At 38.8% G+C, this 14,432-nt stretch carries 13 protein-coding genes; 9 read left to right on the forward strand and 4 right to left on the reverse strand.

Annotation, left to right across the window (positions count from 1 at the left end; translation table 11 throughout):
• Positions 1 to 40: 40 nt before the first annotated feature.
• The 4 genes from glgA to A3I9_RS0105705 all read right to left on the reverse strand — a co-directional run bounded on the left by glgA (position 41) and on the right by A3I9_RS0105705 (position 4,834).
• Positions 41 to 1,486, reverse strand: a complete 1,446-nt coding sequence (gene glgA, locus A3I9_RS0105690; RefSeq protein WP_018378085.1) for a glycogen synthase GlgA — start codon at positions 1,484 to 1,486, stop codon at positions 41 to 43.
• Between the two features lie 10 nt (positions 1,487 to 1,496).
• The gene (gene glgD / locus A3I9_RS0105695) at positions 1,497 to 2,612 is read right to left on the reverse strand and encodes a glucose-1-phosphate adenylyltransferase subunit GlgD (RefSeq protein WP_018378086.1); all 1,116 of its coding nucleotides are present in this window, start codon (positions 2,610 to 2,612) and stop codon (positions 1,497 to 1,499) included.
• Positions 2,613 to 2,624: 12 nt separating this feature from the next.
• Entirely contained in the window at positions 2,625 to 3,752 is a 1,128-nt protein-coding gene (locus tag A3I9_RS0105700) for a glucose-1-phosphate adenylyltransferase (RefSeq protein ID WP_018378087.1), read from the reverse strand.
• A gap of 173 nt (positions 3,753 to 3,925) precedes the next feature.
• Positions 3,926 to 4,834: a LysR family transcriptional regulator gene (locus A3I9_RS0105705; protein WP_018378088.1), complete on the reverse strand. Its 909-nt coding sequence runs from the start codon at positions 4,832 to 4,834 to the stop codon at positions 3,926 to 3,928.
• A gap of 262 nt (positions 4,835 to 5,096) precedes the next feature.
• On the opposite strand from A3I9_RS0105705, the gene cpsA reads away from it, so the two are divergent.
• The 9 genes from cpsA to A3I9_RS0105750 are packed head-to-tail and all read left to right on the forward strand — an operon-like array spanning position 5,097 to position 14,432.
• Entirely contained in the window at positions 5,097 to 6,557 is a 1,461-nt protein-coding gene (gene cpsA / locus A3I9_RS0105710) for an LCP family glycopolymer transferase CpsA (RefSeq protein ID WP_018378089.1), read from the forward strand.
• An 11-nt stretch (positions 6,558 to 6,568) separates the two neighbouring features.
• Positions 6,569 to 7,300: a capsular polysaccharide biosynthesis protein Cps4B gene (cps4B, locus tag A3I9_RS0105715; RefSeq protein ID WP_018378090.1), complete on the forward strand. Its 732-nt coding sequence runs from the start codon at positions 6,569 to 6,571 to the stop codon at positions 7,298 to 7,300.
• A gap of 8 nt (positions 7,301 to 7,308) precedes the next feature.
• Positions 7,309 to 7,998: a Wzz/FepE/Etk N-terminal domain-containing protein gene (locus A3I9_RS0105720; protein ID WP_018378091.1), complete on the forward strand. Its 690-nt coding sequence runs from the start codon at positions 7,309 to 7,311 to the stop codon at positions 7,996 to 7,998.
• A gap of 10 nt (positions 7,999 to 8,008) precedes the next feature.
• Positions 8,009 to 8,734: a tyrosine-protein kinase gene (locus tag A3I9_RS0105725; protein WP_018378092.1), complete on the forward strand. Its 726-nt coding sequence runs from the start codon at positions 8,009 to 8,011 to the stop codon at positions 8,732 to 8,734.
• A gap of 32 nt (positions 8,735 to 8,766) precedes the next feature.
• On the forward strand, positions 8,767 to 10,581 hold the full coding sequence (locus A3I9_RS0105730; RefSeq protein ID WP_018378093.1) for a polysaccharide biosynthesis protein: 1,815 nt from the start codon (positions 8,767 to 8,769) through the stop codon (positions 10,579 to 10,581).
• 4 nt (positions 10,582 to 10,585) lie between these two features.
• Positions 10,586 to 11,266 carry a sugar transferase gene (locus tag A3I9_RS0105735; protein ID WP_018378094.1) on the forward strand — a complete coding sequence of 227 codons (681 nt, stop codon included), beginning with the start codon at positions 10,586 to 10,588 and terminating at the stop codon, positions 11,264 to 11,266.
• A 9-nt stretch (positions 11,267 to 11,275) separates the two neighbouring features.
• A complete protein-coding gene (locus tag A3I9_RS0105740) occupies positions 11,276 to 12,493 on the forward strand; it encodes a DegT/DnrJ/EryC1/StrS family aminotransferase (protein ID WP_018378095.1) in 1,218 nt (405 codons plus the stop codon).
• A complete protein-coding gene (locus tag A3I9_RS0105745; RefSeq protein WP_018378096.1) occupies positions 12,486 to 13,328 on the forward strand; it encodes a glycosyltransferase in 843 nt (280 codons plus the stop codon). The genes A3I9_RS0105740 and A3I9_RS0105745 overlap by 8 nt, the downstream gene beginning before the upstream one ends.
• 12 nt (positions 13,329 to 13,340) lie before the next feature.
• The gene (locus A3I9_RS0105750) at positions 13,341 to 14,432 is read left to right on the forward strand and encodes a glycosyltransferase (protein WP_018378097.1); all 1,092 of its coding nucleotides are present in this window, start codon (positions 13,341 to 13,343) and stop codon (positions 14,430 to 14,432) included.

Below are 14,432 nucleotides of genomic sequence, written 5' to 3' on the forward strand. Positions count from 1 at the left end.
ACAATCGACGAATCGACGATATCGTACTCCCTTGCTTGCTTTATTGTGTGATTTCTTGATAGAGGAAGGTGTATTTCTCAGCAGAAGCTGTCCAACTCACATCTAAGTCCATTGCTTGTTGTACCAGTTTTGCCCAGTCATCAGGACGTTCATAGTATGTTTTCAGTGCCAAGTCGTAGACTTGTCTCATACTGTAGGCGTCTTTTCCGCCAAAGCTAAATCCGGTACCTGCAGCTGTATCCAGATGGTAAGGCGTTACCGTGTCACGTAAACCACCAGTTTCTCGAACGAGTGGAAGTGTACCGTAGTGCATGGAAATCAATTGACTAATACCACATGGTTCAAACATGGATGGCATAAGGAAGAGATCACTCGCAGCGTAAATCTGATGCGCAAGAGGTTCATTATACCCACGGTAAAAGGCAAATTTATCAGGATAGGCATTCTTGAAGTGGTTGAAGGCATTCTCGATGTCTGTTTCACCATTCCCAAGAATGACAAATTGAACATTTGCTTGTAAGAGATGGCCTAAGACTTCCGTCATCAGATAGAATCCTTTTTGCCAAGTCAATCTGGAAACAATCCCTACAAGTGCAATATTTTCATCTTGTGGTAAACCAAATTGCGCTTGAAGAGCCAGCTTGTTTACTTTCTTATCAGCAATGGTATCTTTGCCATAATTTTTTACAAGGTATGAATCTGTTTGACTATTCCAAGTATCATAGTCAATTCCATTGACAATACCGCATAAGTCATGGCGACGCAACTCCAGTACATGCTGCATGTTTTCGCCAAATTCCTCTGTTAAAATCTCCTGTGCGTAGGTTTCTGATACAGTCGTTACTTTGTCTGCGTAAAGAATACCCAGCTTCATGAAGCTGATACAATCGTCGTAGAAGCGCGCCGTGCCATCCAAGTAATAACCGAAGTCCATACCAAGCGCAGACCAGAGATAGTGCTCATGGAAAATTCCTTGGAAAGCAAGGTTGTGAATCGTAAAGACATGCTTAATGGCACGAAATTCTTCCCGATAACTGTAAAATGTATGACAGAGAAAAGGAATAGCAGCAGTATGCCAGTCATGCGTGTGAATGACATCTGGGAAATAGTTGAGGGCTTCAAGGAGACGGCAGGTTGCATGTTGGAAGAATCCAAAACGCATCGCATCATCATCATAGCCATAGAGTTGATCACGTTCGAAGTAGTCACGATGTTCAATGAAATAGAATGTAACACCGTCAACAACTTGACTATACACATTCGCCATTGTCTGAATGTCACCTGCTCGAACGTCAAAACTAGCTACGTAATCAAATTGATTGTGGTTGTTGATGGCCATTTTCAAATAAAGTGGCATCACAACACGAACATCCATTCCCTGACGGACTAATTCTTTCGGCAGAGAGCCGATCACATCTGCAAGACCACCTGTTTTAATAAAGGGAAGCCCCTCAGAAGCGACAAACAAGACTGATTTTTTGGTCATAATTCCCTCCTTAGATGATTTGGTAAGTCTTCAGATAAGCAGGGGATGTTTCGCTTCCTTTGATATCTACTGGGTGAATGATTTTTGTTGCCTTATCAACGATGGCATTCTCAATATTTGCACCACTCTTAATGACGACTCCGTTGAGGATGATAGAGTTTTTCACCACAACGCCTTCTTCAATGACAACATCACGGTCAATGACAGAATTTTCAACTTGTCCGTTGATGTGAGCACCATTTGCAATCAAGCTACCTTTTACTTCAGCCAATGGACCATATAGACATGGTGAACTATCACTTGTTTGTGTGTAGATTGGCCAGTTGTTCTTGAAGAGCAATTTGCGGATGTCACGGTCAATCAGTTCTAATTGTGTTTGGTAGTAAGCTTCAACAGTGTTGATACATGCGACATAGTCACGATGGGCGTAGCCCATAATCTTGTATTGATCTACGACATCACGTAGAATATCTTTCAACCAATAGAGTGATGATACTTTATTTGCACGTTTGATGAGCTCAAGGAACAAACTACGTTTCATGAAGTAGGCTTCCAAAGAAACGGGACGGTTTTTGTATTTTCCATGATTTTCTTGGAATTCTACAATCCGTTTGTCATCACCAAATTTTAATGTTTGGCAACCAATAAAATGATTTTTAGCATCTGTTACATTTTTGTAGAGAACAGTGATGTCAGCTCCAGTTTCCAAATGTTCGTCTTGCAATTTTGAGAAATCTTGACTATAGATGAAGTAAGAAGGAGCAATCAAGACATACTCTTTATCTGAACTTTCGATATAGTGAATATTATCTGAGAAAGCCTTAATATCATGTTGGTAGACAGAATTTGGATCTGTTACACTGTTCAATAGACGGAGTTTGCCACGTTTACTGTTGATATTGTAATGTTTTCCTGTACCCACGTGTTGGATTGTGGAGCGCATTCTAGCTGGCATATAGACTTGAAATTCTGTCAAGCCAGAGTTGGACATATTGGATAGGATAAAGTCAATCAAACGATAACGACCGAGGAAAGCGTAAGCTTGCACACCGCGGTGGTTCATAACATCTCCAAAATGAACATTTGTTCCTTCGATATTGACAATTCCCAATGTATTTCTTAACATAGTTTCCCTCTCTTATTTTGTCGTATTCTTGTCAATTAGCAAGACTTTATCAGCAGTTCCTGCAAGTTTCACGCCATCACCGATTTTTATATTTTCAGCGACAATGACATATTCTAATTGAGCACCTTCACCGACAGAAGAGCCTGGTAGAAGGACAGAATTTTTCACAGAAGAATCCTCTCCGACAATGACATCCGTTGAAACAACAGAATGATCGACTGTTCCGTCAATGATAGCTCCTTTATCAATATAAGCATTTTTAACAGTTGCTTTTGAGCCAATTACTTGAGCAGGAGAGCCAGAGTCTTCTGAGTAAATCTTCCAAGTTGGGTCAGACAGATCTAGGTCACCAGAGTGATCAATCAAGTCCATATTGGATTCCCAAAGGCTGTTGACAGTACCGACGTCCTTCCAGTATCCACGGAACGGATGAGCATAGAGACGTTTGCCATCTTCCAAATATTTTGGAATGATATCATGTCCGAAGTCATGAGAAGAAGTGTCCAATTTGTCATCTTCTTGCAAATATTTTTTGAGGCTCTTCCAGGTAAAGATATAAATCCCCATTGAAGCAAGATTGCTCTTAGGATTTTCAGGTTTTTCTTCAAATTCTTCGATACGGTAGTTTTCGTCCGTATTCATAATACCGAAACGAGAAGCTTCCTTAATTGGGACTTCAATAACTGCGATAGTAGCATCCGCTTCTTTTTGAATATGAGTGTCCAACAGTTTATCGTAGTTCATCTTGTAGATGTGGTCACCAGACAAAATAAGGACGTATTCTGGCTCGTGTAGGTCGATGAAATCAATATTTTGGGTAATCGCATCAGCAGTACCTTTGTAGAGTCCAAAACCTTCGATTTTTTCACGAGGAGGTAAGACAAAGATACCAGATCCTTGAACATCAAGTCCCCAACGTTGCGATTGTGCGACGTAAGAATTCAGCTGGACAGATTCATATTGGGTCAAGACACCAACAACATCAATACCAGAGTTTGCACAGTTACTTAAAGGGAAGTCGATGATACGGTATTTACCTCCGAAAGCTACGGCAGGTTTTGCGACTTTTTTTGTCAAGCCTTCCAAACGTGTACCACGTCCACCAGCAAGAATCATCGCTAATAATTTGTTTTGTGCCAAAATGATCACTCCTTATTTCTTAAGATAATTAAATTATACCATAAAAGAAAAAATAATGAAAGCGTTTCCTGTTATAAAATTGAAGAGTTTTCAATTTTATTCAAAAAACTTTTCATTATTTTTTCATAATTTTGTATAAGATTCGCTTTACAAAGAGCCATCAACTGGAGCTTTTAAAAATCAGACGGCACTTCATCAAGTAGGTATTGGATAAATTTTTCTCCCATATTAGAGAGGTGCGTTTTTTCATGCTGAATATAAACCAATTCAATCGTATCATCATACTCCAGTGGAATGGAGACAATACCATCTCCGTTTAGGTTACTGTTTAAAATACCTGTTGCGATGGTGTAGCCATCTAGTCCGATTAAGAGATTAAAAAGTGTAGCACGGTCGGACACAACAATTGATTTTTTGTGGTGCTCTTGGGATAAAATTTCTTCTGAAAAGTAGAAGGAGTTATGAATCCCTTGCTCATAGCTGAGATAAGGGAAATCGACCAAATCATCTAGTGTGACGACTTCTTTTTTAGCCAGAGGATTTTTTTTGCTGACAAACACATGTGGTTTTGCTGTGAAGAGTGGTGTATAGGTCAAATGATTATCATCAAGCAGTTTCAATAAGACATCACGGTTAAATTGGTTTAAAAAGAGAACGCCGATTTCTGAACGAAAGTTTTTGACATCATCAATAATTTCCCAAGTCCGCGTCTCCCGCAAGAAGAGCTCGTAGTTTTCCATGTTTGTCTTTTTTAAGAGGCTCACAAAGGCGTTCACGACAAAAGCATAGTGCTGTGAGGATACGCTAAACAATTCACGTCGGACATCTGATTTTTTATACCGTTCTTCTAATAATTCAGCCTGCTCGACCACTTGGCGTGCATAGGATAAAAACTCAATACCGTCCTTTGTTAAGGTAATGCCTTTTGGATGGCGGTTGAAAATAGTGATCCCCATTTCCTTTTCTAAATCCTTGACGGAATTTGACAGACTGGGCTGGGTAATAAAGAGTTGCTTTGCCGCCTCGTTCATGGAGCCAGTTTCTGCAATTTTAATAATATAGTATAATTGTTGGATTCTCATAATAGTAGTGTATCTCAAAAACGGATTTCCTGCAAGAAGTTGAACAAGGTACAAATTAAAAACACCGCACCAATTTCTAATTTTCTGACATTTCTTATGAAAACGGTTAATGTTCGGAAATATAGAAATGTTCTAAAAAGGATGTGTAAAAATATAAATAAATTTCACTAATAATGTAAAAAAGCAGTGATTTTCATTGTAAAACTTCTGAAAAAATGGTATTCTAGATTCGTTTAAGTATTTTTAAAAATCGGAGAATTCAATGTCTAGACGTGCACAATCTAAGAAGAAAAAGACAGGTTCCCATCGAACTTGGAGTATGATAAACTCTGCCTTGTTAACACTTTATACGGTTTTGGCTGCCTTTTTTACCTATCAGATGTTCCGCCATCATTTTTTGGCTTTTAGACACCTCAATGTCATTCTGACAGGTATCTTGGTTGCTATTTTTGTGTTTGGGCTCCTCTTGCTGTTATCGAAAAAAGCAAAATTAGGAACTGCAATTGTCTTACTGGTATTTACCCTCTTATCTGCTGCTGGCTTATATGTTGTGCAGTCAACGGTCCAAGTTGCTGAAAAAATCAATAAAACTGCTTCTTACTCAGAAACAGAGATGCGCGTGGTTGTCGCGGCAGATAGTCCTATTTCAGATGTTTCGGAATTAACGACTGTCCAGGCACCAACGAAGAATGACTCGGAAAATATCCAAAAATTAGTCAACGATATTCAGCAAAATAAGGGCGTCACGTTGGCGACAGAAACAGTTGATTCTTATCAACATGCCTATGAAAATGTGACGGGTGGCTCAACGCAGGCGATGGTTTTAAACGGTGCCTATTCTAGTTTGCTAGAGCTGACTTATCCAGATTACGAAGAGAAGCTCAAAACCATTTATACCTATAAAATTACTGAAAAAGTAGCGCCAGAGAAGCAAACACAAGCGAATGCAAATGTCTTGAATCTCTATATTAGTGGGATTGATACCTATGGTTCTATTTCAACGGTTTCTCGTTCAGATGTGAACATTATCATGACGGTTAATATGGATACGCATAAGGTGTTATTGACGACGACTCCTCGGGATTCCTATGTTCAAATCCCAGATGGTGGTGGAGATCAGTATGATAAGTTGACACATGCTGGTATCTACGGTGTTGAAACGTCCATGAAGACCCTTGAAAACCTGTATGGTATCGATATCAATTACTATGCTCGGATTAACTTCACAAGTTTCTTGAAATTGATTGATCTAATCGGTGGCGTCGAAGTGTATAATGATCAGGCGTTCAGCACATCTGAATATGATTTCCCTGTCGGAAAAATTACCCTCAATTCAGAAAAGGCACTTCGATTTGTAAGAGAGCGCTATTCATTGACAAATGGAGATGCAGACCGTGGTCGGAATCAGCAAAAAGTCATAGCAGCTATTATCAACAAATTAGCCTCTATTGATTCCATTGCTAATTTTTCAAATATCGTCAGTGGCTTGCAAGATTCACTTCAAACCAATATGTCTTTAGAAACAGTGATGCAATTTGCCAATAATCAGTTGTCTTCTAAGAATCCATTTACGGTAACATCTCAAGATGTGACAGGGACTGGTTCGACAGGGCAATTGCCATCTTATGCAATGCCAGGTGCTAGTCTCTATATGATGTCCCTAGACCAAGCAAGTGTAGATGCAGCGAAGCAAGCTATAAGAGATGTGATGGAAGGAAAATAATAGGATAACTTATGATTGATATTCATTCGCATATTATTTTTGATGTTGACGATGGTCCGCGTACCTTAGAGGAAAGTATGCAGCTAATTGCTGAAAGCTATGCTCAGGGGGTACGTGGAATCGTCTCTACTTCCCATCGGCGCAAAGGCATGTTTGAAACTCCCGAAGAGAAGATTCGTGCGCATTACGAAGTTGTGAAAGCAGAAGTTGCAAAATACTTTCCGGATCTTGAGTTATATTATGGTGGAGAGCTTTATTATAGCAACGATATTCTTCAAAAGTTAGAAGCAGGAAATGCGCCAAGAATGAATGGAACGCGCTTCGCATTGATTGAGTTTAGTATGAACACCCCGTGGAAAGACATCCAAGCAGCAGTTGGAAAAGTGCTGATGCTGGGCATTACCCCCATTATTGCCCATATTGAACGCTACAATGCACTGGAATTTAAAAGAGAGCGGGTTCAAGAACTGATTAATATGGGATGTTATACGCAGGTCAATAGTTCTCACGTTTTAAAGCCAAAGTTGTTTGGCGACAAATACAAGATCTTTAAGAAACGTGCTCGTTACTTTTTAGAAGAAGATTTAGTGCATTGTGTAGCTAGTGACATGCACAATACTGGAGAGAGAAAGCCTTATATGGCGGAAGCCTATCGGATTGTGATGAGGGAGTTCGGCAGAAAACGAGCCCATGAGCTTTTTCGCTTCAATCCTCAAACTTTATTAGAAAATAGTAATTTATAGGAGTAAAAATGAATTCAACAGATACGAATACCATTGAGATTGATGTCCTCTATCTCTTGCGAAAACTTTGGAATGCAAAAGTTTTAATTTTATTTAGCGCCCTCTTTTTTGGGATTTTATCGTTATTGATCAGTGTGTTACTGATAAAACCAACCTATACTTCCTCTACTCGGATTTATGTTGTTAATCAAATGGGAGAAAAAAGCATTACGGCACAAGACTTGCAAGCAGGTTCCTACTTGGTAAATGACTATAAAGAGATTATTACGTCAAGTGCGGTCATGTCTGATACCATCCAAAAAGAAGGACTTGCAATGTCTGAGGGGCAACTCTCCTCGATGATTTCGGTATCTATTCCTGCGGACACTCGCATTATCACCATTTCTGTGAACAGTCATGATGCGGAAGAAGCCCAACGATTAGCAAATGGGGTACGGAAAGTAGCGGCAGAAAAAATCAAAGAAGTGACAAAAGTAGAAGATGTCACAACGATTGAAGAGGCCAAGGTTCCTGAAAAGCCAACCTCTCCAAATACAAAGAGAAATGTCCTACTAGGTGTGCTAGCTGGAGGCTTCCTTTCAGTAGCAGGTGTTCTTTTAAAAGAATTGCTAGATGATCATGTGCGTCGTCCGGAAGATATTGAAGAAGTATTAGGGCTTGTTTTGATTGGTGTCGTACCAAATTCAGAAAAGTTATAAGGAGAGAAAAATGGCACAGTTTGTATTAGCAAGAACAAAAGCTCAAATGTTTAAAACGATGGAAGAGTACTATAACTCCATCCGTGTCAATATTCAATTTAGTGGCAGTAGCTTTAAGGTGATTACAGTGACTTCTGTACAGCCTAGTGAGGGGAAGTCGACGACTTCTGCTAATTTGGCTCTCTCATTTGCACAGGCAGGATACCGGACTTTGCTGATTGATGCTGATATCCGGAACTCTGTCATGACAGGGACTTTTAAGGCAGACAATGCCTATCATGGATTGACTAGTTATTTATCAGGTCATGTGGGATTAGCAGATATTATCTCTCAAACAAGTGTAGAAAATCTTCATATTGTACCTGCTGGACAGGTTTCACCGAACCCTACGACCTTATTGCAAAACGCTCTTTTTTCATCGATGATTGATCAGGTATCAAATATTTATGATTTCGTCATTATTGATACGCCACCGATCGGCTTAGTCGTTGATGCAGCCGTCATTGCACAACGGTCAGATGCTAGCCTGTTGGTTACAGAATTTGGAGCAGTTAGCCGTAAGTTTGTCAAGAAGGCAGTGGAGCAAATGCAACAGAGTGGTGTACCGTTTTTAGGGGTTATCTTGAATAAGGTGGATACCAAAAAAGATAACTACGGTAGCTACGGGTCATACGGAGATTATGGAAAACAAAAGGAGCAGGCAGCAAAACATGCCAAGAAAGCTTCTAAAAAGTAATTGACAGAATTAAGTAAGATATAGGAAAAAAGATGGATATAAATCAACTAACTCGTACAAATAAAAAAATAATATTAATCGCAATTGATACTATTTTGCTATTGTTTGCGATGGGACTATCGTTGGCATTTGTCAATTTTTTTGCTAGTGTTTCATATACCAGTTTTTTGATTTCGTATGCTATCGTATTAGTGGCTTACTTTGTCATTGCAAGTTATTTTAAGATATTTTCTATTATTAACCGTTATACGGACTATCGTGTATTGTTTGCGCTATTCGTTTCCACTACGTTTGCATATGCTGTGTTATTTGGTGCATCGTACTTATTCAATGATTACAGCTATCGTTTTCTTTTCTTAGCATGGTTTTTTACATTTCCGATTCTCATGTTGCCACGGATTGTGTGGCGAGTGCTAAGTGAAAAAATCGAGAACAATACTCATTCAAATGGTGAAAAGAAAAAAGTCAAAACACTAGTAATCGGTGCCGGAGCAGGTGGACGTCTCTTTGTCGATACTGTTTTAAGTGGCAATAGCGATATTGAGATTGTTGGTTTGATTGACTCGGATCCTAATAAATTAGGGACTTATATCCACGGTGCTCGAGTGCTTGGAAATCGGGATGGTATTCCATATATTGTCAAAAACTATGATGTAGAGCAAATTACCATTGCTATCCCATCCTTATCAGGTGAGGAACGTGAAAAGTTAGTTGACCTCTGCCACGAACTCAACATTAAAGTGAATAACATGCCTAGTGTTGAAGATATCGTTGTCGGTAAAATTTCAAGTAAACAACTGCGAGAAATTGATATTGCTGACTTATTAGGACGTAAAGAAATCGTCCTTGAACAAGGTGAATTACGGACATTTTTTGCGGATAAGACAGTTTTAGTGACTGGCGCAGGTGGATCGATTGGTTCAGAAATTTGTCGTCAAGTCTCAAAATTTCACCCAAAACGCTTGTTATTATTAGGACATGGGGAAAATTCGATTTATCTCATTCATCGTGAATTGGTGGATAAGTATGGTGGAAAGTTTGAAATTGTACCCTTGATTGCGGATATTCAGGATCAAAACCTAATCTTTGATTTGATGCAACAGTACAAGCCAGATATCGTTTACCATGCTGCTGCTCATAAACATGTCCCTCTAATGGAATACAATCCAAAAGAAGCAGTGAAGAATAATATTTTTGGGACAAAAAATGTGGCTGAAGCAGCTAAGGCATCCGGTGTCGCTAAATTTGTCATGGTATCTACAGATAAGGCAGTTAATCCGCCAAATGTGATGGGGGCAACCAAACGTGTGGCTGAAATGATTGTGACAGGTCTTAATGAAGCTGGGAAAACACAATTTGTGGCAGTGCGTTTTGGGAATGTACTGGGGAGCCGTGGTAGTGTGGTACCTGTCTTTAAAGAGCAGATTGCCAAAGGTGGTCCTCTTACTGTTACTGATTTCCGCATGACGCGTTACTTTATGACCATTCCAGAAGCGAGTCGATTAGTGATTCAAGCGGGTTATATGGCGCATGGTGGTGAAGTGTTTGTCCTTGATATGGGACAACCAGTAAAAATCGTAGATTTAGCGAAAAAAGTCATTAAATTGAGCGGTCACACTGTTGCGGAGATTGGAATTGTGGAATCAGGTATTCGCCCGGGAGAAAAACTCTATGAAGAATTGTTGTCTTCTGATGAGCGTGTGAGCGAACAAATTCATGAGAAGATTTTTGTGGGTAAGGTTACACCAAAACCAATTGACGAAGTAGAGTGTTTTATTGATAATCTATTGCAACTAGACAATGTGACGCTAAAAGAACGTTTGATTGAATTTGCAAAACAGGAGTAGAATTGTGCTAGAAAAAGAATTTCTTGATGTTTTTGAAGTTCACGAAGCTCGAAGACAGTTAAAAAAGAAACGCGTATCATTATTTTTAAAACTTCTATTTGATAAGCTAATGTCAGTTTTATTATTAGTTTTTCTCTCGCCTATTTTTTTGATTTTAGCTATATTTATTAAGTTAGAAGATGGGGGCCCCATTTTTTATCGGCAGGAACGCGTAACAACTAATGGACGATTGTTTAAAATCTTTAAATTTCGTACTATGGTCATGAATGCTGATAAAATTGGAAGTTTAGTAACGAAGCAAAATGACTCGCGGATTACGAAGATTGGGGCAAAAATTAGAGATTATCGGTTAGATGAGATTCCTCAATTGATTAATATCTTGCTCGGTGATATGAGTTTTGTAGGAACACGGCCAGAAGTTGTGAAGTATGTATTATCGTACACAGATGAAATGAAAACAACTCTGTTGTTACCAGCGGGAGTTACTTCACTTTCTAGTATACAATTTAAGGATGAAGATACTATTATTGAAGAATTTATGAAGCAGGGAGAGACCGTTGATGATATTTATATACACCGTATTCTCCCGAAAAAAATGATTCCAAATATCAAATATATCAACTCTTTTAATTTTTTTTCAGATATTAAAATTATGTTGATGACAGTGATTAGTGTTATAAGATGAGGACAAGAAATGACAAAGAAAATGAATATTCCTTTCTCTCCACCAGATATTTCTGAAGAAGAAATAGCGGAAGTAGCAGATGCATTACGTTCAGGATGGATTACAACAGGTCCAAAAACCAAAAAATTAGAAACGTTACTTTCAGAATATGTTGGGACTTCTAAAACGGTCTGTCTTAACTCAGCTACTGCTGCCTTAGAGCTGGCTTTGCGTGTGTTAGGAGTTGGTGCAGGTGATGAAGTGATTGTCCCAGCGATGACCTATACAGCCTCTTGTAGTGTTATCGAGCATGTTGGTGCGACTCCAGTTATTGTCGATATTCAAGAGAATAGTCATGAAATGGATTATGATTTGGTAGAGAAAGCAATTACTGAACGTACAAAGGTCATTATTCCTGTCGAACTAGCAGGGATTCCATGTAATCATGAAAAAATCCAAAAAGTGATTAATAGTAAAAAAGAGTTGTTTAGACCAAGCAATTCTATTCAAGAGCTTTATGGTAGAATCATTGTTCTTTCTGACGCAGCTCATGCTTTTGGTGCAAGTTACAAAGGTAAAATGATTGGAAATGTTGCTGACTTTACGGCCTTTTCATTCCATGCTGTTAAGAATTTTACGACAGCAGAAGGAGGAGCTATTACTTGGAAAAATCACGATGGAGTTGATAATGACGAAATCTATCGTCAATTCCAAGTGTTTTCACTGCATGGTCAAACCAAAGATGCGCTTGCAAAGACACAACTTGGTGCTTGGGAGTATGATATTGTTATTCCGGGTTTTAAGTGCAATATGACTGACATTATGGCATCAATTGGTTTAGCACAGTATAAACGATACCCTGAGTTATTAAAACGTCGTTGTGAGATTGTCGAAGCGTATAATAAAGGTTTTGAGGGGACAAATATTCATCCATTACAACACGTTAGCGATAATTATGTTTCATCTTATCACCTTTATATCACACATATTGATGGTATTACGAAAGAACGGCGTAATGAGTTGATTACAAAAATGGCAGAAGCAGGGATTGCTTGCAATGTGCATTATAAACCACTTCCATTATTGACAGCTTATGTAAAAATGGGCTTTAAAATGGAGGATTACCCAAATGCACAGAGCTATTTTGAAAACACCATTACGTTGCCATTACATACGAAGTTGACAGATGAAGAAGTTGAATATGTAATTGAGACATTAAAACAAATAATTGGAGAGATTCATGAGTAGTGTACCTTACGGTATCAGTGTATTATTTTCAGTATATAAAAATGAGAAGCCATTGTTTTTGAAACAAGCAGTTGAGAGCATGGTTTATCAGACTAGAGTGCCAGACGAGATTGTCATCGTTGAAGATGGTCCCTTGACGGACGAACTTTATAGTGAATTAAATGATTTACAAGGTCGTTTTCCAGATTTGATTCAACGTTATCCCCTCGCAGAAAATCAAGGGTTAGGGTTAGCTTTGAAATTTGGTGTTGAAAAATGTCGTTTTAGTCTGATTGCACGCATGGATACGGATGACATTTCTGTTGAAAATCGTTTGGCATTGCAAGAAAAAGCATTTGAAGAAGATGGGATATTAGATATTGTTGGTGGACATATCAGTGAATTTATGACAGTTCCAAACAGTCCAACTGCTCACCGACGTGTTCCTCTTACACATGAGGAGATTGCAAAGTATCAGAAAAAACGCAGTGCCTTTAATCATGTTACAGTGATGTTCAAAAAAGATGCTGTTCTAAAAGCGGGCAACTATGAACATGGTCTATACATGGAAGATGACTTGCTTTGGCTTAATATGTTGTCTGCGGGTGCTAACACAAAAAATTTAGACCTCGTTTTATGTCATGTACGAGTGGGAGACGGTATGTATGAAAGACGTGGAGGTTTTTCATATTTACAACAATATTCGGGAGCACGAAAATTGATGTACAAACGGCATCAGATTGGTTTTATGGATTATGCTTCCAGCGTGATTGTCCAATCTTTAGTTGCGATTGTGCCGACAGGTGTCCGTAAATTTATCTTTACCAAGCTATTAAGAGAGAAAATTAGTGAATAACAGGAGCGATAGGTGATAAAAATTCTTCATGTTGGATTGAGTTCTAATCCAGGTGGTGTTGAAAATCTGATGCTGAATTACTTCCGCAATATGGATAAAACACAATTTACATTTGATTTTGCGGATATTTATGGAGATGGTCTTGCTTTTGCAGAGGATATTCAAACTCTAGGGGGACAAGTTATCACCTTGCCTAATTATAAGCAGAAAACTGTTTTGTTTATTCAGGAATTTAATCGTTTTTTAGAAAATCATCACTATGATATCATCCATATCCATATGCAGTCAGCCGCCAATATTCTGCCGGTATTAGTGGCTAAAAAACAATGTGCAAATGTCATTTGCCATTCGCATTCAAGTTCAACGCCGAACGGCTTGCTACGAAAAGTTCTCAATGCGACCAATACAACGATATTGCGTAACCTGCGAGTTCATAAGTGGGCTTGTGGGATTAAGGCTGGAGAATGGATGTGGGGAGGGCATTTTGATAAAGACTATGTTCTTCCAAATGCAGTTGATATGCGAAAATTTGCATTTGATTCAGTTCTGCGAAACCAAAGTAGAGAGCAGTTGAAACTCCAACCAGAGGATAAAGTTCTTGGTTTTATCGGTCGATTTGGTGATGAGAAAAATGTGTTTTTCCTCATCGATGTGCTAGAGAAGTTGTTACAAAAATCAGCTCAATATAAGCTGGTCACGGTTGGAGAGGGAGAATTGCTTCAATCCTTTGTAGAAGAGGTGTCGAAAAAAGGTTTAGAAGATTCGGTTCATTGTCTTGGAAAAAGAAGTGATACAGCTGTTTGGTATCAAGCCTTTGACGCTTTCGTACTCCCAAGTTTTTTTGAAGGTTTTCCAGTGGTAGCGGTCGAAGCACAAACGAGCCATCTACCAGTCTTTTTGTCAGCGAATATTTCAAAAGAAGTGGCGATTTCTGACCAAGTCTCCTTTCTCCCGCTGGATTCTGCTGAAAAATGGGCGGATAAGATTGAGTATGTTTTAGATGATTATCAGAGAGCGAGACGACAAATAATAGATGAACGGTTTGATATTAGAAATGCGACAAATTTACTTGAGGAAAAATATTGTCAATTGGTGGATAGATAG

The sequence above is a fragment of the Streptococcus ovis DSM 16829 genome, assembly GCF_000380125.1.
In the GTDB taxonomy this organism is placed as follows: Bacteria; Bacillota; Bacilli; order Lactobacillales; family Streptococcaceae; genus Streptococcus; species Streptococcus ovis.

What these genes read in the sequence shown, in the direction of transcription:
- A3I9_RS0105705 (WP_018378088.1), bottom strand. Translation starts at nt 4,834, where the DNA reads ATGAGAATCCAACAATTATACTATATTATTAAAATTGCAGAAACTGGC.
- A3I9_RS0105720 (WP_018378091.1), top strand. Translation starts at nt 7,309, where the DNA reads ATGAATTCAACAGATACGAATACCATTGAGATTGATGTCCTCTATCTC.
- A3I9_RS0105725 (WP_018378092.1), top strand. Translation starts at nt 8,009, where the DNA reads ATGGCACAGTTTGTATTAGCAAGAACAAAAGCTCAAATGTTTAAAACG.
- A3I9_RS0105745 (WP_018378096.1), top strand. Translation starts at nt 12,486, where the DNA reads ATGAGTAGTGTACCTTACGGTATCAGTGTATTATTTTCAGTATATAAA.
- glgD (WP_018378086.1), bottom strand. Translation starts at nt 2,612, where the DNA reads ATGTTAAGAAATACATTGGGAATTGTCAATATCGAAGGAACAAATGTT.
- cpsA (WP_018378089.1), top strand. Translation starts at nt 5,097, where the DNA reads ATGTCTAGACGTGCACAATCTAAGAAGAAAAAGACAGGTTCCCATCGA.
- glgA (WP_018378085.1), bottom strand. Translation starts at nt 1,486, where the DNA reads ATGACCAAAAAATCAGTCTTGTTTGTCGCTTCTGAGGGGCTTCCCTTT.
- A3I9_RS0105740 (WP_018378095.1), top strand. Translation starts at nt 11,276, where the DNA reads ATGACAAAGAAAATGAATATTCCTTTCTCTCCACCAGATATTTCTGAA.
- A3I9_RS0105730 (WP_018378093.1), top strand. Translation starts at nt 8,767, where the DNA reads ATGGATATAAATCAACTAACTCGTACAAATAAAAAAATAATATTAATC.
- cps4B (WP_018378090.1), top strand. Translation starts at nt 6,569, where the DNA reads ATGATTGATATTCATTCGCATATTATTTTTGATGTTGACGATGGTCCG.